Raw genomic sequence first — 23,992 nt, 5'->3', positions numbered from 1 at the left:
TTTATTTTTTAAGCGTGAGTCTATTTTTAAGAGAGAGTCTATGGCATGCAATGACTTTTTGTTGTGGTCTGGTCTGTTCCTGCGTGGGGGTTTTACCAGCTTCAGCCAGATTATGCTGCAGAGTAACCCGTTGACCGGCGCCGTTTTTATACTAGCAATCGTGATTTATTCCCCGTTGATGGCCGCTGCAACTATTTTAGGATGCTGTGTCAGTCAGACTTGCGGGCTGATGCTGTGTCACATCGGTAATCAGCGGCATTTTAAGCCGGAGGGTCATCAGCAAGCGCTTGAATCGGGCGTGTATGGTTTTAATGGAGCACTCGCGGGACTGGCTGTGAGCAGCTTATGGCCGTGGTCCTGGCTGGTATTGATACTGCTGGTGATAGCCGCAGTGTTAACATCCATCATCCTATGGCTTTGTTGGAACAGGTTTCACAACACCCTCTATACAACACCTTTTATCTTATCCATCTGGGGCTGCTGGCTGTTGTTCAGTCCACAACCCAATGTTTATTCCGCGGCGACGACGGCTGTGCCTCTGGCTTCGGCTGAAATGGGCGATGTCGTTAGCGGACTGTTATCGTCTTCTTTGGCGGGCATCGGGCAGGTGATGTTTCTCAACAGCAGTGTCAGTGGTGGGTTGCTGCTGGCCGGCCTGTTTATCGCCTCAAGGAGGGCCGTTTTATGCAGCGGTGTAGCGGTGCTGCTGAGCATGCTGATTGCGATGATGTCCGGGCTGCCTGAAGCCCGGGTTGAATCGGGAATCTACAGTTATAATGCAGTGCTGGTGGTATTGGCGCTCAGTAGTCGGGGCGATCACAGTCTGGTGAAATTTATCGCTGGCGTGTTTCTTACCGTGTTGCTGACCCGTCTGCTGCAGTTGTCCGGTGTTATCCCCCTGACGGCTCCCTTTGTTATGAGTATCTGGCTGATTACCCTGTTATCTGCAAACCCGATAACACAGAGGTTGCTGAAAGGTATCTTGTCCGACAAAGCGTTGTTATAACTCAGCTTTGCTGCAAAACCGCTCTGAAATGATGAAATTCTGATGCAGAGGCTGTGCATCGGTTGTTATTATGGACTCGTTATCGACAGAGCATGAAATGATGGAAAAAACATATCTTGATGCCCAGACATTGCTGGAAGATTCATTCCGCTTAGGGGCAAAAATTATTAATGATGGCTTCAGGCCTACCTATATTATCGCTATCTGGCGCGGGGGCACCCCTATCGGTGTCGCGGTGCAGGAGTTTCTGGCGTATTACGGCATCCAGAGCGATCATATCGCCATCCGCACCTCATCATACAGCGACGGTATTGATGGCCGGTCTAAATCGGTAAAGATCCATGGAATGGATTATCTGATCAAAAATATTCAGGCGACCGACAGTCTGCTGATTGTGGATGATGTCTATGATACGGGCCTCACCATTCAGGCGGTGATTGAGGAGCTGAAACTGAAGTGCCGCTTAAACACCCCGGAAGATATCCGCATCGCTGTGCCCTATTTTAAGCCGACACGCAATAAAACCGGGGTCGATCCAGAATACTATCTTTATCAAACGGAAGCCTGGCTGAAGTACCCCCATTCGCTTGAAGGGCTGACCGTCGGGGAGATAAAAGCCCACCGTCCAGAGCTGTATAACATTATCGGCCATCTGATTCCTGACGCGTGATAAGCGGCAAGACTGAGTGACAATGCCTGGCAGGCGAGGTGAGTATTGTGGAAAAACATTATATTAATGAGCAGGAACTGATCTGTGATTCGTTCCGTTTAGGCGCACAGATCTTTGAAAGCGGTTACCGCCCCGATTTTATCGTCGGAATCTGGCGAGGCGGCAGCACCGTCGGTATCTATGTGCAGGAGTGTCTGCAGTATCTCGGCGTTAAAACCGATCATATCTCTATCCGGACCTCCTATCGCGGCTTGCCCGGTTATCAGTCGATGATTGAAGGTGAGGGGACTATCAAGGCCCATGGGCTGCGCTATCTGCTGGAAAACCTGAATCGCGATGACAAGCTGCTGATTGTGGATGATGTCTATGGCTCGGGTAAAAGTATTGATGCGGTCCTGACTCAGCTGTCGCAGCGGGCTAAGCGCAATATGCCGGCGGATGTTAAGGTCGCGGTGCCCTGGTTCAAGCCGGCACTTAACCAGACCCGCCGTAGCCCTGATTTTTATACCCATACCACGGATAAGTGGCTGGTATTGCCCTATGAGATGGTGGGGCTGAGTGAAGCAGAGATCTACGCTAATAAACCGGGTTTAGAGGCGATAATGAAAACGGTTGAAGGCTGATGGCAGCATAATCGTTAAGATCTGTAATGAGTTTCACTATCGTGTCCAAATTCCTTTATCATATGCGCCCGTTAATTTGGCTTAGCTAGGCACACAGAGGATTTATCATGAAGTTTTCAGCATTAGATCTGGCACCTGAGATTCAGCAGGCCCTGGACGCCTGTGGTTATAGCCAGATGACTCCGGTTCAGGAGCAGGCGATCATTCCGGCCCGTCGCGGTAAAAATGTGTTAGCCAATGCGCAGACCGGCACCGGTAAAACTGCTGCATTTGCGCTACCCATCTTGCAGCAGATGCATGACCGGCCGCAACCGACCGAGCCGGGTTGTCCCCGGGCGCTGATTCTGACGCCAACCCGGGAGCTGGCAGAACAACTTGCGGATACCATTAAGCGTTATGCTCAGTTCCTGCCGCTGAAGATCACTGCACTTTACGGTGGAGTAAACATGGACAGTCAGCAGAAAAAGCTGAAAGCCGGTGTTGATATTGTGATCTCTACGCCGGGTCGGTTGCTGGAACATGTGGTGCAGTGCAATGTCAGCCTGGCAAAAGCGGAGTTTGTGGTGCTGGACGAAGCGGACCGGATGCTGGATATGGGCTTTATCGCCGATGTCAGTACACTGCTGCAACAGGCGGCTAAAAAGCGTCAGACCCTGATGTTTTCAGCGACGATTTCGCCGACGGTTAACGAAGTGGCGAAGCAGTTGATGACACCCTATGAAACGGTTCGGGTGGCTAAGCTGAATGCCACCGCCGATACGGTTGAGCATGTGGTCTATCCGGTGGAGGAGAAGCGTAAAGCTGACCTGTTTGCAGAACTGATCAACAAGCATCAGTGGTTTCAGGTGCTGGTATTTACCAGCACCAAAGCCCAGGCCGATTCTCTGATGGTCGATCTGAAGATCGATGGTATCTCTGCGGCGATCTGTCATGGGGATAAATCTCAGGGATCACGCCGTCGTGCGATTGCTGATTTTAAAGCCGCTAAGATTCAGGTGCTGGTGGCGACTGAAGTGGCCGCCCGTGGTCTGGATATTCAGGGGCTGGAGCTGGTGGTGAACTACAATCTGCCTTATCTGGCGGAAGATTATGTGCACCGTATCGGTCGCACAGGGCGTGCCGGTGCCAAAGGTAAAGCGATCTCTTTTGTCAGTCGGGAAGAGGAGCGGGCACTGGACGATATTGAGCGTCTTATTGGTACCCGTATCCAGCGGATCTATATGCCGGGCTACGAGGTCGGCAACCGGGATAGCCTGCGAAAACAGCTGGGTAAAAAGATTCACCGTCCGCGCACCAATAAAGCGGGACAGACTAAGATCATTCGCAGCAAGACCGGAACCGCAAAGCCAGCTGCGAAGAAACGTAAAAAATAAGTGTTTTAACGTGTTAGCGGTAATTGAACTATATCGCGCCTGAGGCTGATGCTAGTCGGTATCGTTCCTGGCAGAAGCCTGACACCTCGCTGATCTACTGTGCAGATAAGCGGTTCAGATATCTTTGGGGGAGCCCCTGGCAATCGCCGGGGGCTATCTCAAGCTGACATCAGGGCGGATCGTCAGTGACGGCCGCATGATTAGCATGCAGTTGGCGCGTATGATCGAAGCCAGCTGCGTCCGAGCCTGTATCTGAACGGGTGTTAGAAGTGCAGGAGCTGTAGCTGACCTGCGTCCAGTCATCCTTTTCCCATCCCGGGGCCTGGTATCTCCCCGATACTGCGGGCGTTGAGATTGGTTGGGTCAATCTGACCGACGCCTATGCCAATACGGCCAATAGAGTCGTCAGGCTAAGAATGTCGTCCTGATCATAGAATACCCGTTGATCTGCAATGACCGGGCAGCTGCCAAACGGGGAATGCTCCCGATCAGTCCGAAGCCGGATACTACTCTCCTGTTTATACGATAAGTGTTTCTTTGACTGAAGGCTGCATCAGTTGCGGTTAAATGATGTGCGGGGAAAACTATATTGATTGTCAGGCTGTTCCGATAAAACGGTTGAACAATGGATAATGATGGTATACAACTAAGGTCTAACTATTGGCTGGCCAGGTGCTGGCTTTTGTCTCTCACATGGATACTGCTGAGGGGCTCTATAATAATAAGGCAACCGGAGTTTTTGCAGGAGCAGGTGTATATGATTTCTGTATTGAAGGATCAGGATGATTTTTTTGCTTTTCTCAAGGGGTCAGGTGTTCCACTGAAGCAAACATGGACACCCCAACAATGTAGTCAGGCGGCACTTGCCTGGCTGGTCGATCAGAACGATGTGATCCGCACGCAGTTTGCCGTGACGGTGACTGAACTGCAGGACAATACTCAGGTGATGCAGCCTGAGATTAAAGAAGCGCTTTCTATTCTGCTGGATAACTGATCAGCTGTTTGATTCCGGGTCTGAGGATCAGGTCCGGAGTGTCTGGCTTAACCCTTTCAACCATCAGAGCCGCATTTCCGGTCTGAGCTCATATTCGCACAACTTGTCGATAATCGGTTTCAGCTGCGGATGACGTTCCGAGTCTTTTACATATACCGCAAAGACTGAACGCTTTACCGGCTTGATGTTGTTCACCCGGTGGAGCTGACCTGATTCCAGATATGGTCCGACTAACACCAGCGGCAGAAACGCTGAGCCGCCATGGCTGAGGACAAACTCCAGCGCGATCTGGCTCTGCTCGGTATGCAGAATGGGGGTCAGCGGCTTTTTAAACAGCTTATTGCTTCTCAGATTGAACGCCATTCCCCAGTCAACATAGACAAAATCATTGCTTTGTACCTGGTCGGACTTGAGGTCGGCATAACTGCTGACCAGTGCCAGTTCTATCTGGCCAATCTGCCGGTGTCCGAGTTCGTTAAGGTTGGGTGGGTCGAGTACGATGGCCAGATCCAGCGTGCCTGACAGCAGTGACCGGGTCAGTTCCAGATGGTTACTGATCTCGGTGCGAATAACCATACTGGGAAAACTGTCGGTCAGTTTTGGCAGTGTGGATTGCAGAAAGGTCCCCCACAGGTTTGAGATCCCTCCCAGTACCAGTTGCAGATCCTGTTCCTCAGAGATGGCGACATCCTGTAGTGCCAGTTGCCAGTTTTTAATGATGCTTTCCGCATGGGGTATCAGTCGCTCTCCTGCTGATGTTAGCAGAATGTTGTTGCGCTGCCGGGTGAACAGAGGAACGCCGATCAGGTCTTCCAGATGTTTGACCCGAAAACTCACCGCTGACTGGGTCAGGTAGAGGTTCTGAGCGGCCTTACCAAAATGGCGGGTGCGACTCACTTCCAGGAATGTGCGTAGTAGTCCTATTTCCATAGTGTCAAACGAGAACTCAGCAGATAAGTTTGATTAGTATTTTTGATCGAAATAATAAAAAAGCATCATTTTACAGGGTTTGAATCTCTGATAATAATCCAATTGTACTTTAAACAGTATGTTAAAAACCGATCAGTTATTTTTATGATCAGGCGATCTGAAAATCTTTACCGGTTTCAGGTACCTGATCAGATAAGTCGTACTGACTGTGCGCAGCATTATAAAAGCCCTTGAGGTATTAAAGAGAAGTATTATGAGTAACAGGAATCGTATCAGTAACTATTCAGATGACCAGGAAGACTGGGATGACGAGTATGATAGTTATAAAGGCAGCAAACGACGTGCACGCCCGATCCGAGCAATAGATTATAACGCTGACGATGTTTGGGATGAGGCAGATGATGAACTGCCTGAAGAGCTGGGTCGTAAATCCCATAGTCGTCGCAGAGATATCGAAGATCGCCTTGAAAGACAACGGCTGAAACGAGATATCTACGGTGATATGGACCGGCAGGACCGGGCATAATCCGAAATAAAGCAGGCTTAGCCTGCTTTTTTTTGATCTGAATCCCTGTTTCTATCGATTGTTTATCGATAATAGGATTTTTTCTTATATACCCGTTTGCTCTGATTTCTCAAAATAGCCTGAGAGTAGCGTGGATCGATATAGACGTTGAATACTCTGACGACTAGCAGTTACTGATTAAAATAAAGGAGCGCTCAATGCATACGGGAACAGTTAAGTGGTTTAACAATGCGAAGGGGTTTGGCTTTATTGTCTCTCCTGACTTCGACGAGGATCTGTTTGTCCACTATTCGGCCATTATTACCGAAGGTTATAAAAGTCTGAAGACCGGACAGTCTGTCCGTTTTGAGGCTGCGCCCAAAGATGTGGGCATACATGCTGTCAATATAACACCGCTTGCAGCAGACTGAATGGTATCTGACACTTTAGCCATGTGCAGCCTTTCTGGCTGCACATTTCTCCGTTATAGCCGATATACTCTAGAGATGAGTTTCTGTTAGAAAAGAAGCTTAGTCACATGAGTCGTATAACCGGAGAGACTGATGCATCAGCTGACACCATCCTCTTCACACGTGCTGGCCGTGCCTGTTCATGAATGTGGTGAGCCACTTGTCGATATAAAGTTGCTGGGGGGGCTGCAATATGGTCCTCCACCAGAATGTCCCGAGACTCTGGGAGACTATACCTTTGTCCGGCAGGGAATCTACAAACGCCTGCTTCATGCTCAGTCGCTGCTGCCCCCGGGTATCTTTCTGCGATTGTATGAGGGTTATAGAAGCCTTCATGTACAGAAAATGCTTTTTAATGATGAACTTGAACGGGTGCAAAGCCGTCAGCCTGGTATTTCCGGATCGGAGCTTTTTGATCAAGCAACCCGAATGGTTTCAGCGGTAGCCTATCCGGATGGCACCCTGAATATTCCTCCCCATAATACCGGCGCAGCAGTGGATCTGTTTCTGGTCGATGACAGTGGCACAATGCTGGATTTTGGTATGGATATTTACCGCTGGACTGAAACGGATCCGGATCTGTGTCTGACACAGGCACCGAATATCAGCGATACGGCAATGAAAAATCGTCACCTGCTGGGGGAGGTGATGAGTCGGGCGGGCTTTGTTAACTACCTCCAGGAGTGGTGGCACTTCTCTTATGGCGATCGGTTCTGGGCTTATCTTAGCGGTCATGGTCATGCGGTTTATGGTGGTATCAATCATCAGTGATACGCGTGGTATCTGATCGGCTTCAGGGTTCAGGTTTTTTCGACCAGAATATTGTTTGTGCTTCTGAGTGTGCGGGCCATCTCCCGGGCGAGATTCATCATCAGAATACCGAACTCCAGCGGGTGGCTGATATGAAAGTCGTGATACACCTCGCTATCTATCTCCAGTGTAATGACTTTCTCGCGCGCGTCAGCACGCCCGACACGATCATGCAGCGCAATCATACTGACAAAGCCAATCTGCTCACCGCAGTTGAATGTGCGGATGTAGGCGAAGCGGCCGTCGTGAAATTTATAATAGTCAATTGATCCTGCCAGAATAACGTGAAAGCTGTTACCGGACTCGCCCGGGACGAATAGCGCTTCTCCTTTTTTAAACTCTCTGATAACCCCTTTGTCCAGAAGCCAGTGGATCGCAGGCAGCGGCAGGGCACCAAAGACCGATGCATTGGTAAACGAGCTAAGTTGGTAACGCTCTAATAGCTGCTGACTACTGATTCTGTTCACTGGCTGATATCCCGCTATCGGGCCCTCACACTTATTCTGATCCTGATTTTACAATTAATTCCTTAAGCATCTATTTCCAGTCTAGTACGCATACCGCAGTTTTCAGGCTTTTCGTTTGTCCTGCTGCTGATCTGGAGATCCTGAATATCCTGTGTTGATCATTAAACGTAATTTATCTGACGGTTTGCCTATACTCTAATGAGCGATACAGGATTGATACCACATGGAGTACCTATGTTAAGAATTAGGTTTCATTACTTAATGCTATTGTTCTTCTGATGATCATTGATTTCTCTAATTCTTGTATGTATTTATCTTTAAAGTGATACATAAAAGTTGTCAATCGTACTTAATTGTGTAATATTAACTTCGATCGAGACTATCCGACATTGTCGCTATGACAGGTTTTGTCCTGAACGACACTGATGTGAATAGTTCTGAGAATAAAAGAATGAGGAAATGACATGACCGATGCCTATATCTGCGATGCTATCAGAACGCCTTTTGGTCGTTATGGTGGCGGACTTTCCGCTGTCAGGGCTGACGATCTGGGTGCGGTGCCTATACGGGCATTGATGGATCGTAATCCACAGGTGGACTGGTCTCAGGTAGATGACATTATCTACGGTAATGCTAATCAGGCCGGTGAAGACAATCGTAACGTCGCGCGGATGTCGGCACTGCTGGCTGGTATGCCGACTGATGTTCCGGGAACCACGATCAACCGGTTGTGTGGTTCCGGTATGGACGCGATTGGCATGGCGGCGCGCTCGATTAAAGCGGGCGAGACAGAACTGATGATTGCCGGTGGCTGCGAATCGATGTCCCGTGCGCCCTTTGTTATGGGTAAAGCGGAATCTGCTTTCAGCCGCACACCGAATGGCCTCTACGACACCACTATCGGCTGGCGCTTTATCAATAAAAAGATGCAGGCAGAATACGGCGTCGACAGTATGCCGGAAACGGCAGAAAACGTGGCTGAAGAGTTCAATATCTCCCGCGAAGATCAGGATCTGTTTGCCCTGCGCAGTCAGCAAAAAACCGCTGCTGCGATGGCCGGAGGCCTGTTTAAGCAGGAGATCGTACCGGTTGTGATTCCGCAACGTAAGGGTGATCCGCTGGTTATCGATACGGATGAACATCCTCGCGCGTCAACGACGCTGGAAGATTTGTCTAAACTGAAAACACCGTTCCGTGAAGGTGGCTCAGTGACTGCCGGCAACGCGTCCGGGGTTAATGATGGTGCCTGTGCGTTGCTAATCGCTTCCAAAGCCGCCGCTGATCAGTATGGCCTGACACCGAAAGCCCGCGTGGTTGGCATGGCGACGGCGGGACTGGCCCCCAGAATTATGGGATTTGGTCCGTCACCGGCAACTAAAAAAGTGCTGGCTAAAACCGGACTGACGCTGGATCAGATGGACGTTATCGAACTCAATGAAGCGTTTGCTTCTCAGGGACTTGCGGTGATGCGTGACCTGGGGCTGGCCGATGATGCTGCCCATGTAAATCCTAATGGTGGTGCGATATCACTGGGACATCCGCTGGGGGCCAGCGGTGCTCGTCTGGTGACCACGGCGATGTACCAGCTGCACCGCACCGGCGGCCGCTATGCGCTCTGCACCATGTGTATCGGTGTGGGGCAGGGGATCGCGCTGATTATTGAGCGAGTGTAAAACAGAGAGATACGTTGATCAGCTTCACACCGGGAGCGATTGCCCCGGTGGGCTGATTGTTAATGTTCTGAATACTGCAATATAAAAAGACAGGACGAGCAAAGTTATGAAATATGATAAGCATCCCCGCCGGGCGCTTGATCCCATTGAAACCGCCAGCATTGATGAGCTTCGCGCCCTGCAGCTAGTGCGTATGCAGTGGAGTATTGCTCATGCGTACAACAATGTACCGGCGTATAAAAAATTGTGCGATGAAAACGGAGTGCATCCGTTTGAGCTGAAACAGCTGGATGATCTGCAGCGCTTTCCATTTACCACCAAAGCGTATTTGCGTGATGCCTATCCGTTTAATTCCTTTGCGGTACCGATGACCGATGTGGTGCGGGTACATGCCTCGTCTGGTACGACCGGTAAGCCAACGGTGGTGGGTTACACCCAGAATGATATTAATGTCTGGGCCGATGTAGTAGCCCGCTCGATCCGGGCTGCCGGCGGCCATGCCGGTGACAAGGTTCATATCTCTTACGGGTATGGTCTGTTTACCGGCGGTATGGGGGCGCACTACGGTGCCGAGCGTCTGGGTTGTACGGTCATTCCGATGTCCGGTGGCCAGACGGAGAAGCAGGTTCAGCTGATGAACGACTTCGATCCCGACATCATTATGGTGACCCCGTCTTACATGTTGAACATCATCGATGAGATCGAACGTCAGGGGCTGGATCCTCATAAGATGGCGTTGCGCTGCGGTATCTTTGGTGCGGAGCCCTGGACCGATGAGATGCGTAAAAATATCGAAAACCGTCTGGGTATCGATGCGGTGGATATCTACGGCTTATCCGAAGTGATGGGGCCGGGTGTCGCGATGGAATGTATCGAAACCAAAGATGGTCCGACCATCTGGGAAGATCATTTCTACCCTGAAATTATCGACCCGAATACCGGTGAAGTGCTGCCGGATGGCGAATACGGTGAGTTGGTCTTTACCTCGCTGACCAAAGAAGCGTTACCGATTATCCGTTATCGCACCCGTGATCTGACCCGTCTGCTGCCGGGTACGGCGCGTCCGATGCGCCGCATTGATAAGATCACCGGTCGTTCCGATGACATGATGATTATCCGGGGGGTGAACGTATTCCCGACTCAGATTGAAGAACAGATTCTGAAGATTCCTGCCCTGGCACCTCACTATGAAATCGTAGTCGCTAAGCAGGGCAATCTCGATACGGTGCTGGTTAAGGTAGAGCTGACCGCTGAAGCGGCTGGTGCCCGCCAGGAACAGAGTGCTAAAGAGCTGGCGCACCATATCAAGGCTGTTGTGGGTATATCAACGCAGATCGAGATTCTTCCTCCGGGAACGATTCCCCGTTCCGAAGGCAAGGCTAAGCGGGTGTTTGATAACCGTCCGAAAGTAAAATAACAGGCTGGTCTGCTGCCGGATCGCCAACAAAAAGTCATCGCGTAAGAGTTGTGTTAAGGCTCTTAAAACGAGTGGAGACGATTGAAATGACAACATCACAAGAACAAAACTTCATGCGCAAAATTTCGGCTGAAGAGAAGATTGAGCCGAAAGACTGGATGCCGGATGCGTATCGTAAAAACCTGATTCGGCAGATCTCCCAGCATGCTCATTCTGAAGTGATTGGGATGCAGCCTGAGGGCAACTGGCTGACCCGCGCACCTTCGCTGCGGCGTAAGGCGATCCTGCTATCCAAAATTCAGGATGAAGCGGGCCACGGGCTGTATCTGTACAGCGCCTGTGAAACCCTCGGGATCTCCCGTTCAGAGATGATTGAACAGCTGCAAAGCGGTGCTGCCAAGTACTCCTCTATCTTTAACTATCCAACCCTCACCTGGGCGGATGTTGGCGCGATCGGTTGGCTGGTGGATGGTGCGGCGATTGTTAACCAGGTGTCTCTGCAACGCACCTCTTATGGCCCTTACTCTCGCGGCATGATCCGTATCTGTAAGGAGGAATCCTTCCATCAGCGTCAGGGTTATGAAGCGATGCTGGCACTGGCAAAAGGTTCAGAGGGGCAGAAAGCGATGGCTCAGGATGCCCTGGATCGATTCTACTGGCCGGCGCTGATGATGTTTGGTCCCCATGATTCTGAATCAGCCCACTCGCAGAAGTCGATGGAATGGAAGATCAAACGTGAAACCAACGATGATCTGCGGCAGAAGTTTGTCGACCAGACAGTTAAACAGATCGAGGTTCTTGGTCTTGAACATCCGGATAAGAACATCACATGGAACGATGAGCGCGGCCATTACGATAGCAGCGACCTGAACTGGGATGAATTCTGGAGCGTGATCAACGGCAACGGCCACTGTAACCGTCAGCGTATTGAACACCATGTTGCGGCTCATGATGAGGGTGAGTGGGTGCGTGATGCGATAACAGCCTATAACGAAAAGAAACGTGCGAAAAAAGCACAGCATGCGGCATAAGGGGTAACTGAGATGACAACCATTACTGAAAAACTGGAACTGTTTGAAGTGTTTGTGCGCTCCAAGCGTGGTCTGGATCATAAACACGTGGGCAGCCTGCATGCGGAAGACCATGAACAGGCACTGGAATATGCCCGCGACTGTTACACCCGTCGCAGCGAAGGGGTAAGCATCTGGGTGGTTAAATCCAGCGATATCTGTGCGTCTCAGGAAGACGATGCCGATTGCTTCTACGATCCGAGCGATGATAAACCCTACCGTCATGCGACTTACTACGTTCTGCCTGACCCAGTAAATAACATGTGATCGGGGAGAGTCGAGTATGAGTGATCAGATTAAACAAGCGACACAGGAATATGCAACCCGGCTGGGTGATGATTCTGTAGTACTGGGACACCGCATCTCTGAGTGGGTTAGCTATGGGCCTTTTCTGGAAGAGGATATCGCCTACGGTAACGTCGCACTGGACTATATCGGTCGGGCCCGCATGTTCTACGCCTATGCTGCTGAGCTGGCAGATGATGGCCGTGATGAAGACGATTTTGCTTACATGCGCAACGACCGTGAATATCGCAACCTGCTGCTGATGGAACTGCCCAAGGGTGATTTTGCCTACTCGCAGGTACGTCAGCTGTTTGCCGATGTCTACTACACCCTGATGCTGCCAGAATTGCTGCAGTCAAAAGATGAAACGCTGTCTGCCATTGCCGCCAAGGCGATCAAAGAGACTAAGTATCATCTACGCCGCAGTCGTGACTGGGTTCTGCGTCTGGGTGATGGCACCGAAGAGAGCCATCAGCGTACACAGAAAGCGCTGGATCAGTTGTGGGGCTACACCCATGAACTGTTCGATATGGACGAGACTGAGCAGCTGCTGGCAGATGCCGGTATCGGCGTCGATGTTGCCAAACTGCGTGATAGCTGGCTGAAGATGGTCAGTGACATACTCACTGAAGCGACGCTGACGGTGCCGGAAGACAGCTGGGCGGTACGCGGTGGTCGTATCGGTTATCACACAGAAAACCTGGGGCATATGCTCACTGAGATGCAGATTGTGCACCGTTCACATCCTGGCTGTAAGTGGTAATTAGCGATGACTGAGATCTCACTGATGCCGGAAGACCAATACCAGCGTCTGCAACAGCGTAGCGCTGCGGATGTAAAAGAACTCTGGGATCTGCTTGATGCGATTAAAGACCCGGAGATCCCCGCTCTGAGTATCTGGGATCTGGGGATACTGCGTGATGTGCAGCGCAACGGTGATCAGGTGATAGTCACCATTACGCCGACCTACTCAGGTTGCCCGGCAATGGACAATATCACCACTGATGTCATTCAGTTGCTGAACGACCATGGTTACAGTGATGCGACGGTAAAACTGTCACTCTCTCCGGCCTGGAGTTCTGAGTGGATGTCAGCTGAGGGCCGTAAAAAGTTGCGTGAATATGGTGTTGCGCCTCCTGAGGACGCCGGTCTTGATGACGACGGCCTGACTCCGGAAGCCCATGCAGCCTGTCCCCATTGCCGTTCACGCAATACCCGCAGAATCAGTGAGTTTGGTTCAACCGCCTGTAAAGCACTGTTTCAGTGTGACGACTGCGGTGAACCGTTCGATTATTTCAAAAAGATCTGATGACAAGTCAGTTCTTATAAAAACAATTTATAAAATGGGTGAAGCATGTCAGACACCAATTTCTACACGCTGAAAATCGCCGATGTGCAACCGGAAACGGACACCGCGATCTGCGTAAGCTTTGCGGTACCGGCTGAACTGACCGAGAAGTTCAAATTCATTCAGGGCCAGTTTCTGACTCTGCGAGCGATGATTAATGGCGAAGAGGTTCGCCGTTCCTACTCGATCTGTTCCGGCGTGAATGATGGTCATATGCGGGTGGGGATTAAGCGGGTTAAGAACGGTCAGTTCTCCAACTTTGCTAACGATACCTTTAAGCCGGGTATGTCGATTGAAGTGATGCCACCCCAGGGGAGCTTCTATACCGAGCTTAATCCTGACAACAGCAAAAACTATATGTGTATCGCTGTGGGCTCCGGTATTACGCCGATGATCTCCATTATGAAGTCGGTGCTGGACGCAGAGCCGGACTCTGAGGTGACCCTGATCTACGGTAACCGCCGCAGTAACTCGGTAATGTTCAAAGATGAGCTGAACTTCATCAAAAATCGCTATATGAACCGCTTCCAGTGGATCAATATTATGGACTACGAGGATCAGGGGGCTGATCTGCTGAATGGCCGGATCGATAATGCCAAAGGTTACGCGTTGCAGAAAGCCGGACTGATCAACATTAAAACGGTTGATGATGCTTTTATCTGTGGTCCTGAGTCGATGATGTCAGAGGTCTCCCGGGGCTTCCGTCTGGAAGGGTTGACCGATGCGCAGATCCATTACGAACTGTTTGCCAACTCCTCTGCCGACTCCAAAGAGATGCTGGAAAAGGCGGCTAAACGTAAAGAGCAGTTTGGCGAAGAGAAAATGTCTAAAGTGACCGTGCGTGCGGATGGCCGGGCGGTGATGTTTGATCTGGCCGCAGTGGGTGAGAATATCCTCGATGCCGGCATGCATAATGGCCTGGACCTGCCGTATTCCTGCAAAGCGGGGGTTTGCTCGACCTGTAAATGTAAGCTGGTCGAAGGCGAGGTGGATATGGATATCTCCCACGGTCTGGAACCCCATGAAGTGGAAGCAGGCTACATTCTCAGCTGTCAGGCACACCCGATCTCAGATACCGTCGTGGTGGATTTCGACCAGCGCTGATTTTCCCTTCACTATTTACTTCCTTGTTGGATCTTAGCCCGGCTTTTGCCGGGTTTTTTTATGAAAGGGTGTCAGGTACTGGCAAAAATAGTTGTAAAGGGGGTAAGTAAAAGCCATGACTTCGCTGAAAAAATTGATATTAGTCGGTTTACTGTTCAATTAATTATTCAATTGAACTGCACTATACTCGTCTGGTTGCTATTTATTTGCTATGGTTGCGCGAATTTAGTGACGGTAGCGCAGAATATGCTGTCATCGAGCAAAGTGTATTGAGGTTGTTATGGTTTTTCACTCGTCAAAGCTGGAGAAGTACAGTCCATCCAGCCAGTTCTTTGATATCAATGAGTTTCCTTTTTACTGGATCGCTCGTGTAAACGCTTTGTATTCACACGAAATGGAAAAAACGCTGAAACCCCTGGGGATGGATATCGCCCGCTGGCGGGTTGCGGTGCTGCTCAGTGTGTATGGGGCGTTGAGTATTTCTGATATTGCAGAACATGCGATTGGTAAACTGCCAACCATGACAAAAATTGTCTATCGTATGCGTGATGCAGGGCTGGTTGAGGTCAATGCTTCAGAAACGGACGGCCGTGTTACCGTGGTTTCGTTGACTGAAGAGGGCCATGACAAAGTCAAAATGGTGTTAAAGACAACTGAAAAAAAGGTTTTTGCTAAGGCTTTTAAGGGGTTCACAGAGCCCCAGATCAGGAAATCTACTGAGTTGCTCCGGCGTTATTTTACCAATATGTCAGCCGAATAAGCTTTCCGGACTCAGGGAAAAGCCCCCATTCAGGCAACTGAACGGGGGCTTTTTTGTGCCTGTTTTCTGGCTTTGGATGATCGTGCTGTCTTGAAAGTTTGTATCAAAATAATTATTTTTTGTGAAAATTCTCATCATTCGATTATTTGTTTGATCATTTTAAGGTTCTGATTAATAAGTAATTTATTTGTTTTTATGACTGGTTCTGTAATTTTTTGACTTTAAATATAGATGAATCTTCAACTAAATTTAGTTGACACTTCAAGTGAAATATATAATTCTTGATTCAGATCAATAATCAAAACTCTTCTTGGCGAGAGCGATGATTTATTAAAATAAGAATTATGTGGTAGCTGAATTATGTCTATTTTCTCTCAGCGTATTTCTCAGGGTGGTCAGGGTTACCGGGTAGCCGTGAAAGATACGATTGACGTGCAGGGCTTGCCGACCATTGCCGGGTGTCAGGCGCTTGAAGATACCTTGCCCGCGCAAGAGAATGCGGACGTCGTGAATGCAGTTTTAAATGCCGGTTGCCAGTTAGTGGGTAAAACTAACCTGCATGAACTTGCCTATGGGATGACCGGGGTTAATCATTGGGCAGGAACGCCGGTTAACTATCACTACCCGGATCTGATTCCGGGCGGTTCATCCAGTGGTTCTGCTGTGGCGGTTGCTGCGGGAGAGGCTGACTTCTCTATCGGAACAGATACTGGCGGGTCGGTTCGGGTACCTGCCGCCTGTTGTGGTGTTTACGGCTTCAAGCCAACCTTTGGCCGGGTGAGTCGTCGGGGTGTTTTACCGGCACAAACAACGCTTGATTGTGTCGGCGTTTTTACCGCTTCTGCAAAAATGCTGAAAACCTCAATGCAGGCAATTGATCCATCCTTTGAGCCGTCAGTATTACCGAACACTATTCGCCTCGGTCGGGTGGATGTTGCAGCCGATCCTCTTATCTCAGAAACCATTGACGCATTTTTAAGTCGCTTGGGTTATGAAACAACCCCGGTGGTTTTATCTTCATTTACTGATGCCTTTACTGCCGGGATGGTGGTCATTAATGCGGAAACCTGGCGTGCCTGCGGTGATCTGCTTGAAACCGGCAAAGTTGGTGAGGATGTAGCACTGCGTTTAGCCAATGCCGCTAATACCACGGATGATCAGCTGCGCGAAGCCGAAGTTGTCCGCGAAGAGTTTAACCATCAGGTAGATGAGGCACTGCAGCAGGTCTCGGTTCTTGTCTTACCAACACTTCCCGCATTTCCGATGAGTCTTGCAGATGCGCTGGCGGGTAAAACCGATCTGAGTATCTCTGCGCTGGTGCGCCCTTTCAATCTGTCGGGTCATCCGGCTCTCTCTGTTCCGCTTCAAACCGCTGACAACCGTCCGGTTGGACTGCAACTGGTGGGGCGTAAAGGTGAAGACGAAATGTTATGCGAACTTGCCTGCGTATTGAGTGAGTTCTTACCTCAACAAAATAAAAACAGTGTGGAGTATTGAGTAATGACTTCCAATGTCATCAACAAAGAGAACTGGGGCGGCGCTGCAGAGTTTGATTCCCTGCTGGCAGAGATTCGCTGTCGTCGTCAGGAATTCGAAGATCAGAAATATATATCTCAGGACATTATCGAGCAGTTTAAGTCGATCGGTGTTTACCGGGCGTTGGTGCCTAAACGCTTTGGTGGGGATGAAAAATCGCCTGCTGAGTTTTTACAGATGGTGGAAGCAATTTCCGCCGCCGATGGCTCAGCGGGGTGGGTCGCCAGCTTTGGTATGAATCCGGCCTATCTGGCCTGTTTACCCCTGGAAACCATTGAAAAGGTCTGGGCGGAAACGCCGGATGTTGTGTTTGCCGGTGGTATTTTTCCGCCGCAACCTGCGAAGCGGGTTGAGGGTGGATTTCTGGTCAAGGGGCGCTGGCAATTTGGCAGTGGCTGTATGGGCGCCAGTGTCTGTGGTGTCGGTATTGCGCCGGATGACGGGCAGTCGTTACCCCGGATGGCGGTGATGCCGCAGGAGAAGCTGACAATCGAACCCGCCTGGGATGTGATTGGTATGGTCGGCACCGGTTCCCACGATCTGGTGGTTGATAACGTGGTTGTACCCGAAGAGTGGACCTTTACCCGGGGTGGCAAACCCAACCTGGATGACCCGTTCTTCAAATATCCTTCGCTGGCGTTTGCGACTCAGGTGTTGTCGGTGACAACACTGGGTCTGGCCCGTGAAGCGATCGATGTGGTGCTGGGTATGGCGGCGGGCCGTAAATCGGTTACCGGAGCTCCCAACCTGGGTGAGCGTGAATATGTACAGATGGAGATCGCCAGGGCGGAAGCTAAAGTGCGATCTTCCCGGGCATTTTTCTACGAAGCGACAGATGAAGCATGGCAGGCGATTCAGAAGGGGGGCGTCCCATCACCGGATCAGGTCAGCATGCTGCGCCTGGCATCCACTAATCTGACCCACGAATGTGCTGAAGCGATTCGCATCGCTTATCAGGTTTCCGGTATGACCGGCGCCTATAACGACCATCCTCTGTCGCGCATTATGCGTGATTCCATGATGTGTACGCAGCATGCCTTTATGGGTGCAATTACTTACAAAAATGCCGGGGCGATGCTGTTTGAACATCAGCCGCTGCCTGGTTATCTGTAATCCAAACCGCAGGTTTTTTAACCTCCAGATTCTAAGAGAGAGAGAACGTTATGAGCGAAAACACTATGCACCGGGTTCTTTTTTGTATCGGCGTTAATCAGAACTTTATGGATGCTCCCCAGAGTGAAATGGGCGATGTCTGGCAGGCCTTCAGTGCGATGATGAAGGGGATTGCAGAGCTCCCCGGAGTCAACGTGCTGGGGATTATGGATGATGACCGGATTCAGGTGGGGCCTTCAACCAGTTCACCGTGGACCGCTTACATTATGGCGGATGTGCCCGATCTCGAAACGATTATTGAAGCCTGTAACTTCTTCCGTTCAACCCCGGTGGGTGACGGCACTTACAAGCTTTGGAAATACTGCAAGGTTGAGGCCCGTATCGGTCGCGAACTTGTGGTTCCGTCCTGATCCGGTTGCTGGAGACTGTCTGATGGCTACCCGGGAAACCGTTGCATCATTATCAAAGCGTCTGAAACGGTTTGAGGATGAACACGCGATTCGGCGTTGCATGAACCGGTATATGTACCTGTGCGACCTGCTGGATGTTGGCTTTGAACTAAAGGATCTGATGGCGCTGTTTACCGAAGATGCTGTCTGGGAAGGACATGGCAGACGCTACGGTAAAACCTTTGGCTGTCACCAGGGCGCTGATGCTATTCAGGCGATGTTCGCCAAATACACGCTGCCGCCAGCGCATTTTGCCACCAATGTGCATTTTCTCACCAGTGAGTTGATTGATGTGCAGGGGGCAGAAGCGTCTGGAAGCTGGGTGTTATTGCAGACCTCGACCTTTAGCAGCGGTAAGTCTCAGCTGAGCAGTGCGCGCCTGACAGTCCGGTTTCGCTGTGAGCAGGATGAGTGGCGTATCTGCCATTTTCAAACCGAAAGTTTGTTTAACCGGCCGGTAAAAACGCCCTGGGATCAGCCTGCTGATCTGCCAGTGCCTGAGTGACCGGCCTGTTCACTGAATAATGCAGTTAATAAAAGAACAATAGTTGGGGAATCCCATGAGCAATATGATCAATGTAAAAAATATCGCGGCTGATTACGAGAGTATGGTCAAGCCGGATAAAGTCCACACCTCTCTGTATTCTAATCCAGAGATCTTCGAGGAAGAGCTGGATAAGGTTTTTAACAACACCTGGGTCTGGGTCGGCCACGAGAGTGAAGTCCCGGAGGTGGGCTCCTACAAAACCGCGATGATCGGTCGTCATTCGGTGATTGTCAGCCGTGATCGTAAGCGCAATATTCATGTATTGCTGAATCGCTGTCGTCACCGTGCCGCCACGGTCTGTGAAGGCAAGCGGGGTAAAACCAAAAGCTTTATGTGTCCTTACCATGGCTGGGGATACTCTCTCGATGGTGCACTGCGGGCAATTCCCAAGCCGGAAGAGTATGAAGGCGTATTTGATAAGTCAGAACTGCCGTTGATCAGTCTGCGCTTTGAAACCTACCAGGGACTGATTTTTGCGACCTTCAAAGAGGATATCCAGCCACTGGAAGAGTTTCTCGGTGGGGCTAGAAAGTGGATCGACCTGTTTGTTAAACAGGGTGGCGGTTTCCCCCTGAAAGTTCTGGGTGATCATCGTTTCCGTTTTCCGGGTAACTGGAAAATTCAGCTGGAAAATACCACCGATGCTTACCACTTCCCAATTGTGCATAAATCTTTTGTCTCCTCCGTTGATGAACAAACCGCAGATATTTTCGACTTCCTGGACGGTGAAGGGCATGTAGAGGATCTGGGTAATGGTCACAGTGTGATGGTGATGATTCCTGAACTGGTCGATCTGGATCATGATCTTGAAGCCCCGATTCCCGAACGCTTCCAGGCGCTGGCGGATGAGCTGGCTGCTGAGGGACACTCCGATCTTGAGGTTCGTCGTATGGTGCGTGCGGTCGGCGGTTCCGGCTTCAACCTCAACCTGTTTCCCAACGTTGCCTGTTCGATGGCGTTTTTTCGCGTGCTGGCACCGGTCTCTGTGAATGAGACTGAGATCCATCATGTAGCGCTTGGTGGTGACGGTGCCCCGGAGGCATTTAATCAGATGCGTCTGCGATTGCATGAACATTTTCAGGGGCCGATGGGCTTTGGAACGCCGGATGATGCGGAAGCATGGGAACGGGTTCAGAAAGGTTCTCAGGCGGGTAATGGCGAGTGGATTCTGCTGAATCGCGGCCAGAACCATCTGACCACCAGTCCGGATGGCAATGTCTCCGGTGCGGTGTGTTCTGAGACCGGTATGCGCGCTGCTTACCAGCAGTGGAAAAAGATGATGACTGCCTGATTTGCCCGATTAAGAGGAGATATAAAAATGACAGATTTAAGTTTGCTGAATCAGGTGACCGCGTTTATTAGTATCGAAGCCGATATGCTTGATTTTGAAGAGTATAACGCGTGGCTGGATCTGTGGAGTGATACCGGTGTGTACATCGTACCGATCGATCCTAAAGAGACCGACTTTGCCAATACACTCAATTATGCCTACGACAAAGCCGAGATGCGGCGTTTGCGGGTGAATCGTCTGTTGAGTGGCGAAGCCGTATCAACCCAGACAACCGATAAAACCGTTCGTGGCTTATCCCGCTTCCGTATTCTTGAGGATAGCGACAGCCATGTGAGCGTGCGATGTGCCATGTATCTGAGCGAATGCCGTCATGGCAATCTGAAGAGCTATCCGGCCGATGTCACCTATAAGCTGGTGAAGACCGATAACGATTTCCAGATCGAAGAAAAGGTGATCCGTTTACAGAACTCAGATGCTTATCTGAGCAGCATTGGTTACATCCTTTAAGGGGGCGCAGATGACTGAGAAAACGCATACCGATCAGGTTGCTCTGGTCACCGGAGCCGCTCAGGGGCTGGGTAAAGCAATTGCTAAAAGCCTGTTTAATGCAGGGTTTGCGGTTGTCATTACCGATGCCAATGAGGGTGGTGCACAAGACACGGCCCTTGAGATTGATGTCTCCCAGGAGCGGGTGTTGGCGCTGAAGCTGGATGTGCTGCATAAAAATGATTTTTCTGATGCGCTTGAGGCTGCTGTCGCCCGTTTCGGCAAAGTCGATGCGCTGGTGAATAACGCGGCGATGACACCGACTACACCGGTGATGGAGATATCCCCTGAAGAGTTTGACAAGGTCGTCAGTGTCAACATGCGCGGAACCTTCTTCGGTTGTCAGGTGTTTGGCCAGTATTTTGCCGACAACGGCTATGGGCGGATCGTTAATCTGGCGTCACTGGCGGGACAGAATGGCGGCACTGCTTCCGGGGCTCACTATGCTTCCAGCAAAGGCGCCATCCTGACAATGACGAAAATCTTTGCACGTCAATTAGCAGAATCAGGTGTCACTGTTAACGCTGTGGCGCCGGGACCTATCGATCTGCCATCGGTACGTGCGCTGGTGCCACCCGAGCGTCTGGAGCAGATAATCAACGAGATGATTCCGGTGAAAGCGCTGGGTAATGCTGAGTTTGTCGCGGATATGGTGACGAAGCTGGCAAGTCCAGAAGCGTCTTTTGTCACGGGCGCAGCCTGGGATGTGAATGGCGGAATTTTCATGCGCTAAGGCGTTAAGACCTGCGCATTAAGTCGGGCCTGGAGTGCAGGCCCGGCAGTACGACTTTTTAAGGGTGAAATTATGAGCGAACAGCTGATTGATGTTGTTATTAGTAAGCGTGAAGACCAGGCGGACGCCGTAGCGGTCTTTGAACTGATGGCAAAAGATGGCAATAACCTGCCTGTTTTTGATGCCGGGTCCCACATTGATGTACATGTGACACCTGATATCGTGCGTCAGTATTCCCTCAGTAATGACCCTGGTAACAGTGCTGTCTATCGATTGGGAATCTTGAATGACCCTGCGTCACGGGGCGGTTCTGTTGCAATTCATAAGAACTTTCATGCGGGGGCTGAGATTCAGATCAGCGTCCCCCGCAACCACTTTCCTCTGGACCTGTCTGCAGAACGCACCATTCTGGTGGGAGGCGGTATTGGTATCACACCGATGCTGACCATGGCTTATACACTACGGGCGGCGGGTAAAGCGTTTGAACTGCATTACTGTTGCAGAACCCGCAGCAGTGCAGGTTTTCTCGATGAACTTGCCGCAGAGTTTGGTGATTGCGTAAAGCTGCACTTTGATGATGAGGGCGACGGGCAGCGTTTCGATCCTCAGGGGGCATTCGCTCCGGCGGCAGCTGATACTCATATCTATGTCTGTGGCCCTTCAGGCTTTATGGATTGGGTTATCGCGACCGCTGAAAACGCCGGATTCGGCAAACATAATATCCATTTTGAATATTTCAATGCTGATATCGACACCTCAGGCACTGCCTTCGAGGTGGTTGCTGAGCAGAGTGGTATCTCGGTCATGGTGGGTGAAAATCAGACCATTGTTGAAGCATTGGAAGCTGCGGGTATTAAGGTTGATGTCTCCTGCGAACAGGGTGTCTGCGGCACATGTCTTTGTGATGTGCTGGAGGGTACCCCCGATCATAAAGATAAGTTTCTCAACGAAGAGGAGAGGGAGGATAACGACCAGATTATCCTTTGTTGCTCACGGTCGAAAAGTAGCAAGCTGGTTCTGGATATCTGATTCAGGAAGCGGCAACAGATTCAGCTGCAGGACAGACGTTTAATTTCTGTGTCAGAAATAGAGGATGAACTGTCTGTATATAGTTGAAATGTAAACTATATACGGGAGGTCTTCTCAGGGTGGTTATCAACTTAAAGCGAGTGAAGCGGGCGATTTAATAAGCACTATTACTTTCAATAAAAATATAAAAATGAGAGCGATCAGGAGATTTTAAAATGAAAAAGTTTCTCAAGACAGTTGCTGTAGGAATGGTATTAACGGTCAGTCATGGTATAGCCAGCGCGGATACGACGCTGACGCTGTCCTCGTGGTTGCCGCCGACTCACCCGGTTGTATCACAGATGATTGTGCCCTGGAGCAAACAGGTTGAAGAGGTCACTGAGGGGCGCGTAAAAATCAATATTCTGGCTAAGGGGCTGGGGCATCCAAAGGTCCATTACGATATCGCCCGTGACGGTCTCGCTGATATTACCTATAGCGTTCATGGTTATACACCGGGGCGCTTTATGATGACTAAAGTGGTTGAATTTCCGTTTAGTGGTAACAGTGCCGAAGCGCTGTCAGTAGCATACTGGCGTGTGCATCAGAAATACCTGGCCAAAGCCAATGAGCACAAAGATACGCAGCTTCTCAGTGTCTTTACCCACGGGCCCGGCATGATCCACAACAGCCAGAAAACGGTTTCATCTGTAGCGGACCTGGACGGCATGAAGTTACGCGTCGGCGGTGGCGTTGTGAACGATGTGGCCACCTCACTGGGTGCGGTTCCGCTTCTGAAACCGGCGTCTAAAAGTTATGAACTGCTCTCCCACGGGGTTGCTGATGGCACACTTCTGCCGATGGAATCGGTTAGTGCATTTAAAATTGATGACATTGTAAAAAACACCACAATCGTTCCCGGTGGGCTCTATAACATCAGCTTCTTTCTGGTGATGAACCGTGATCGTTTTCACAGCCTGTCACAACAGGATCAGGATGCCATTATGAGCGTTTCCGGCGAAGCATTTTCTCAGCTTGCAGGGCGTGTCTGGGATGCTGCTGATAAAGCGGCACTGAAAAAGATGAAGGAAAACGGTAATGAGATCACCATTGCGGATGATCAGTTTATCGCCGACATAAAACAGCGTACATCCACCCTCGAGGCTGACTGGATTAAAGAAACCGAGCAGCGTGGTGTCGATGGTGCTGCTGCTCTGGCAGAGCTGCGTCAGATCACAGCAAGCTATAACAAGTAATCGGGGCC

At 50.4% G+C, this 23,992-nt stretch carries 27 protein-coding genes; 25 read left to right on the top strand and 2 right to left on the bottom strand.

The genetic code is table 11. From position 1 onward, the window contains the following. Window positions 1-40: 40 nt before the first annotated feature. The 5 genes from KDX31_12465 to KDX31_12445 all read left to right on the top strand — a co-directional run bounded on the left by KDX31_12465 (window position 41) and on the right by KDX31_12445 (window position 4,666). Window positions 41-1,006: an urea transporter gene (locus KDX31_12465; protein UTW02172.1), complete on the top strand. Its 966-nt coding sequence runs from the start codon at window positions 41-43 to the stop codon at window positions 1,004-1,006. Between the two features lie 100 nt (window positions 1,007-1,106). Then, complete coding sequence (locus KDX31_12460; protein UTW05385.1) at window positions 1,107-1,676, top strand: hypoxanthine phosphoribosyltransferase; 570 nt, start codon at window positions 1,107-1,109, stop codon at window positions 1,674-1,676. A 47-nt stretch (window positions 1,677-1,723) separates the two neighbouring features. Continuing rightward, window positions 1,724-2,299, top strand: a complete 576-nt coding sequence (locus KDX31_12455; protein ID UTW02171.1) for a hypoxanthine phosphoribosyltransferase — start codon at window positions 1,724-1,726, stop codon at window positions 2,297-2,299. 107 nt (window positions 2,300-2,406) lie between these two features. Beyond that, a complete protein-coding gene (locus tag KDX31_12450) occupies window positions 2,407-3,672 on the top strand; it encodes a DEAD/DEAH box helicase (protein UTW02170.1) in 1,266 nt (421 codons plus the stop codon). A gap of 757 nt (window positions 3,673-4,429) precedes the next feature. After that, entirely contained in the window at window positions 4,430-4,666 is a 237-nt protein-coding gene (locus KDX31_12445) for a hypothetical protein (protein UTW02169.1), read from the top strand. Between the two features lie 63 nt (window positions 4,667-4,729). Here the strand turns inward: KDX31_12445 and KDX31_12440 are convergent, their stop codons facing one another. Continuing rightward, a complete protein-coding gene (locus KDX31_12440; GenBank protein ID UTW02168.1) occupies window positions 4,730-5,596 on the bottom strand; it encodes a LysR family transcriptional regulator in 867 nt (288 codons plus the stop codon). Window positions 5,597-5,849: 253 nt separating this feature from the next. Between KDX31_12440 and KDX31_12435 the strand changes: the two genes are divergently transcribed. The 3 genes from KDX31_12435 to KDX31_12425 all read left to right on the top strand — a co-directional run bounded on the left by KDX31_12435 (window position 5,850) and on the right by KDX31_12425 (window position 7,342). Continuing rightward, complete coding sequence (locus KDX31_12435; GenBank protein UTW02167.1) at window positions 5,850-6,122, top strand: hypothetical protein; 273 nt, start codon at window positions 5,850-5,852, stop codon at window positions 6,120-6,122. A gap of 197 nt (window positions 6,123-6,319) precedes the next feature. Continuing rightward, window positions 6,320-6,532 (top strand): cold shock domain-containing protein, encoded by a 213-nt coding sequence (locus KDX31_12430; protein UTW02166.1) that lies wholly within the window; start codon window positions 6,320-6,322, stop codon window positions 6,530-6,532. A gap of 132 nt (window positions 6,533-6,664) precedes the next feature. Next, complete coding sequence (locus tag KDX31_12425) at window positions 6,665-7,342, top strand: M15 family metallopeptidase (GenBank protein UTW02165.1); 678 nt, start codon at window positions 6,665-6,667, stop codon at window positions 7,340-7,342. A 29-nt stretch (window positions 7,343-7,371) separates the two neighbouring features. Here the strand turns inward: KDX31_12425 and KDX31_12420 are convergent, their stop codons facing one another. Continuing rightward, window positions 7,372-7,848: a cyclic nucleotide-binding domain-containing protein gene (locus KDX31_12420; GenBank protein ID UTW02164.1), complete on the bottom strand. Its 477-nt coding sequence runs from the start codon at window positions 7,846-7,848 to the stop codon at window positions 7,372-7,374. A 464-nt stretch (window positions 7,849-8,312) separates the two neighbouring features. Here KDX31_12420 and pcaF point away from each other — a divergent pair, with 464 nt between their 5' ends. From pcaF to KDX31_12335, 17 genes are all read left to right on the top strand, one after another. After that, entirely contained in the window at window positions 8,313-9,521 is a 1,209-nt protein-coding gene (pcaF, locus tag KDX31_12415) for a 3-oxoadipyl-CoA thiolase (GenBank protein ID UTW02163.1), read from the top strand. A gap of 106 nt (window positions 9,522-9,627) precedes the next feature. Continuing rightward, window positions 9,628-10,938, top strand: a complete 1,311-nt coding sequence (gene paaF / locus KDX31_12410) for a phenylacetate--CoA ligase (GenBank protein UTW02162.1) — start codon at window positions 9,628-9,630, stop codon at window positions 10,936-10,938. Window positions 10,939-11,024: 86 nt separating this feature from the next. Next, window positions 11,025-11,969, top strand: a complete 945-nt coding sequence (gene paaA, locus KDX31_12405) for a 1,2-phenylacetyl-CoA epoxidase subunit A (GenBank protein UTW02161.1) — start codon at window positions 11,025-11,027, stop codon at window positions 11,967-11,969. 12 nt (window positions 11,970-11,981) lie between these two features. Continuing rightward, on the top strand, window positions 11,982-12,275 hold the full coding sequence (gene paaB, locus KDX31_12400) for a 1,2-phenylacetyl-CoA epoxidase subunit B (GenBank protein UTW02160.1): 294 nt from the start codon (window positions 11,982-11,984) through the stop codon (window positions 12,273-12,275). Between the two features lie 16 nt (window positions 12,276-12,291). After that, complete coding sequence (gene paaC, locus KDX31_12395; GenBank protein ID UTW02159.1) at window positions 12,292-13,056, top strand: phenylacetate-CoA oxygenase subunit PaaC; 765 nt, start codon at window positions 12,292-12,294, stop codon at window positions 13,054-13,056. Window positions 13,057-13,062: 6 nt separating this feature from the next. Next, entirely contained in the window at window positions 13,063-13,602 is a 540-nt protein-coding gene (gene paaJ, locus KDX31_12390) for a phenylacetate-CoA oxygenase subunit PaaJ (protein ID UTW02158.1), read from the top strand. A 45-nt stretch (window positions 13,603-13,647) separates the two neighbouring features. Next, window positions 13,648-14,745 (top strand): phenylacetate-CoA oxygenase/reductase subunit PaaK, encoded by a 1,098-nt coding sequence (gene paaK, locus KDX31_12385; protein UTW02157.1) that lies wholly within the window; start codon window positions 13,648-13,650, stop codon window positions 14,743-14,745. A gap of 280 nt (window positions 14,746-15,025) precedes the next feature. Beyond that, window positions 15,026-15,505 carry a MarR family transcriptional regulator gene (locus KDX31_12380; protein UTW02156.1) on the top strand — a complete coding sequence of 160 codons (480 nt, stop codon included), beginning with the start codon at window positions 15,026-15,028 and terminating at the stop codon, window positions 15,503-15,505. 360 nt (window positions 15,506-15,865) lie between these two features. Then, window positions 15,866-17,002 (top strand): amidase, encoded by a 1,137-nt coding sequence (locus KDX31_12375; protein ID UTW02155.1) that lies wholly within the window; start codon window positions 15,866-15,868, stop codon window positions 17,000-17,002. 3 nt (window positions 17,003-17,005) lie between these two features. Continuing rightward, window positions 17,006-18,154 (top strand): flavin-dependent monooxygenase, encoded by a 1,149-nt coding sequence (locus KDX31_12370; protein UTW02154.1) that lies wholly within the window; start codon window positions 17,006-17,008, stop codon window positions 18,152-18,154. Between the two features lie 50 nt (window positions 18,155-18,204). After that, window positions 18,205-18,564 carry an IacB protein gene (locus KDX31_12365; protein ID UTW02153.1) on the top strand — a complete coding sequence of 120 codons (360 nt, stop codon included), beginning with the start codon at window positions 18,205-18,207 and terminating at the stop codon, window positions 18,562-18,564. A gap of 22 nt (window positions 18,565-18,586) precedes the next feature. After that, window positions 18,587-19,108: a nuclear transport factor 2 family protein gene (locus tag KDX31_12360; protein UTW02152.1), complete on the top strand. Its 522-nt coding sequence runs from the start codon at window positions 18,587-18,589 to the stop codon at window positions 19,106-19,108. A gap of 55 nt (window positions 19,109-19,163) precedes the next feature. Continuing rightward, complete coding sequence (locus tag KDX31_12355) at window positions 19,164-20,441, top strand: aromatic ring-hydroxylating dioxygenase subunit alpha (GenBank protein ID UTW02151.1); 1,278 nt, start codon at window positions 19,164-19,166, stop codon at window positions 20,439-20,441. Between the two features lie 27 nt (window positions 20,442-20,468). Continuing rightward, window positions 20,469-20,948 (top strand): hypothetical protein, encoded by a 480-nt coding sequence (locus KDX31_12350; GenBank protein ID UTW02150.1) that lies wholly within the window; start codon window positions 20,469-20,471, stop codon window positions 20,946-20,948. A 10-nt stretch (window positions 20,949-20,958) separates the two neighbouring features. Further along, window positions 20,959-21,720, top strand: coding sequence for an SDR family oxidoreductase (locus tag KDX31_12345; GenBank protein UTW02149.1), 762 nt, complete (start codon window positions 20,959-20,961; stop codon window positions 21,718-21,720). 72 nt (window positions 21,721-21,792) lie between these two features. Further along, window positions 21,793-22,749 carry an oxidoreductase gene (locus KDX31_12340; GenBank protein UTW02148.1) on the top strand — a complete coding sequence of 319 codons (957 nt, stop codon included), beginning with the start codon at window positions 21,793-21,795 and terminating at the stop codon, window positions 22,747-22,749. 248 nt (window positions 22,750-22,997) lie between these two features. Then, window positions 22,998-23,984: a TRAP transporter substrate-binding protein gene (locus KDX31_12335; protein ID UTW05384.1), complete on the top strand. Its 987-nt coding sequence runs from the start codon at window positions 22,998-23,000 to the stop codon at window positions 23,982-23,984. The last annotated feature ends 8 nt before the right edge of the window (window positions 23,985-23,992 follow it).

It is taken from the genome of Amphritea atlantica, assembly GCA_024397875.1.
GTDB lineage: Bacteria > Pseudomonadota > Gammaproteobacteria > Pseudomonadales > Balneatricaceae > Amphritea > Amphritea atlantica_B.
Note: the sequence above shows the minus strand (reverse complement) of the source record. Positions and strands in the feature narration are given on the sequence as shown.

Excerpts from the sequence above, each read along its gene's own strand:
- KDX31_12465 (UTW02172.1), top strand. The coding sequence starts at position 41 with ATGGCATGCAATGACTTTTTGTTGTGGTCTGGTCTGTTCCTGCGTGGG.
- KDX31_12460 (UTW05385.1), top strand. The coding sequence starts at position 1,107 with ATGGAAAAAACATATCTTGATGCCCAGACATTGCTGGAAGATTCATTC.
- KDX31_12450 (UTW02170.1), top strand. The coding sequence starts at position 2,407 with ATGAAGTTTTCAGCATTAGATCTGGCACCTGAGATTCAGCAGGCCCTG.
- KDX31_12445 (UTW02169.1), top strand. The coding sequence starts at position 4,430 with ATGATTTCTGTATTGAAGGATCAGGATGATTTTTTTGCTTTTCTCAAG.
- KDX31_12440 (UTW02168.1), bottom strand. The coding sequence starts at position 5,596 with ATGGAAATAGGACTACTACGCACATTCCTGGAAGTGAGTCGCACCCGC.
- KDX31_12435 (UTW02167.1), top strand. The coding sequence starts at position 5,850 with ATGAGTAACAGGAATCGTATCAGTAACTATTCAGATGACCAGGAAGAC.
- KDX31_12430 (UTW02166.1), top strand. The coding sequence starts at position 6,320 with ATGCATACGGGAACAGTTAAGTGGTTTAACAATGCGAAGGGGTTTGGC.
- KDX31_12425 (UTW02165.1), top strand. The coding sequence starts at position 6,665 with ATGCATCAGCTGACACCATCCTCTTCACACGTGCTGGCCGTGCCTGTT.
- pcaF (UTW02163.1), top strand. The coding sequence starts at position 8,313 with ATGACCGATGCCTATATCTGCGATGCTATCAGAACGCCTTTTGGTCGT.
- paaF (UTW02162.1), top strand. The coding sequence starts at position 9,628 with ATGAAATATGATAAGCATCCCCGCCGGGCGCTTGATCCCATTGAAACC.
- paaA (UTW02161.1), top strand. The coding sequence starts at position 11,025 with ATGACAACATCACAAGAACAAAACTTCATGCGCAAAATTTCGGCTGAA.
- paaB (UTW02160.1), top strand. The coding sequence starts at position 11,982 with ATGACAACCATTACTGAAAAACTGGAACTGTTTGAAGTGTTTGTGCGC.
- paaC (UTW02159.1), top strand. The coding sequence starts at position 12,292 with ATGAGTGATCAGATTAAACAAGCGACACAGGAATATGCAACCCGGCTG.
- paaJ (UTW02158.1), top strand. The coding sequence starts at position 13,063 with ATGACTGAGATCTCACTGATGCCGGAAGACCAATACCAGCGTCTGCAA.
- paaK (UTW02157.1), top strand. The coding sequence starts at position 13,648 with ATGTCAGACACCAATTTCTACACGCTGAAAATCGCCGATGTGCAACCG.
- KDX31_12380 (UTW02156.1), top strand. The coding sequence starts at position 15,026 with ATGGTTTTTCACTCGTCAAAGCTGGAGAAGTACAGTCCATCCAGCCAG.
- KDX31_12375 (UTW02155.1), top strand. The coding sequence starts at position 15,866 with ATGTCTATTTTCTCTCAGCGTATTTCTCAGGGTGGTCAGGGTTACCGG.
- KDX31_12370 (UTW02154.1), top strand. The coding sequence starts at position 17,006 with ATGACTTCCAATGTCATCAACAAAGAGAACTGGGGCGGCGCTGCAGAG.
- KDX31_12365 (UTW02153.1), top strand. The coding sequence starts at position 18,205 with ATGAGCGAAAACACTATGCACCGGGTTCTTTTTTGTATCGGCGTTAAT.
- KDX31_12360 (UTW02152.1), top strand. The coding sequence starts at position 18,587 with ATGGCTACCCGGGAAACCGTTGCATCATTATCAAAGCGTCTGAAACGG.
- KDX31_12355 (UTW02151.1), top strand. The coding sequence starts at position 19,164 with ATGAGCAATATGATCAATGTAAAAAATATCGCGGCTGATTACGAGAGT.
- KDX31_12350 (UTW02150.1), top strand. The coding sequence starts at position 20,469 with ATGACAGATTTAAGTTTGCTGAATCAGGTGACCGCGTTTATTAGTATC.
- KDX31_12345 (UTW02149.1), top strand. The coding sequence starts at position 20,959 with ATGACTGAGAAAACGCATACCGATCAGGTTGCTCTGGTCACCGGAGCC.
- KDX31_12340 (UTW02148.1), top strand. The coding sequence starts at position 21,793 with ATGAGCGAACAGCTGATTGATGTTGTTATTAGTAAGCGTGAAGACCAG.
- KDX31_12335 (UTW05384.1), top strand. The coding sequence starts at position 22,998 with ATGGTATTAACGGTCAGTCATGGTATAGCCAGCGCGGATACGACGCTG.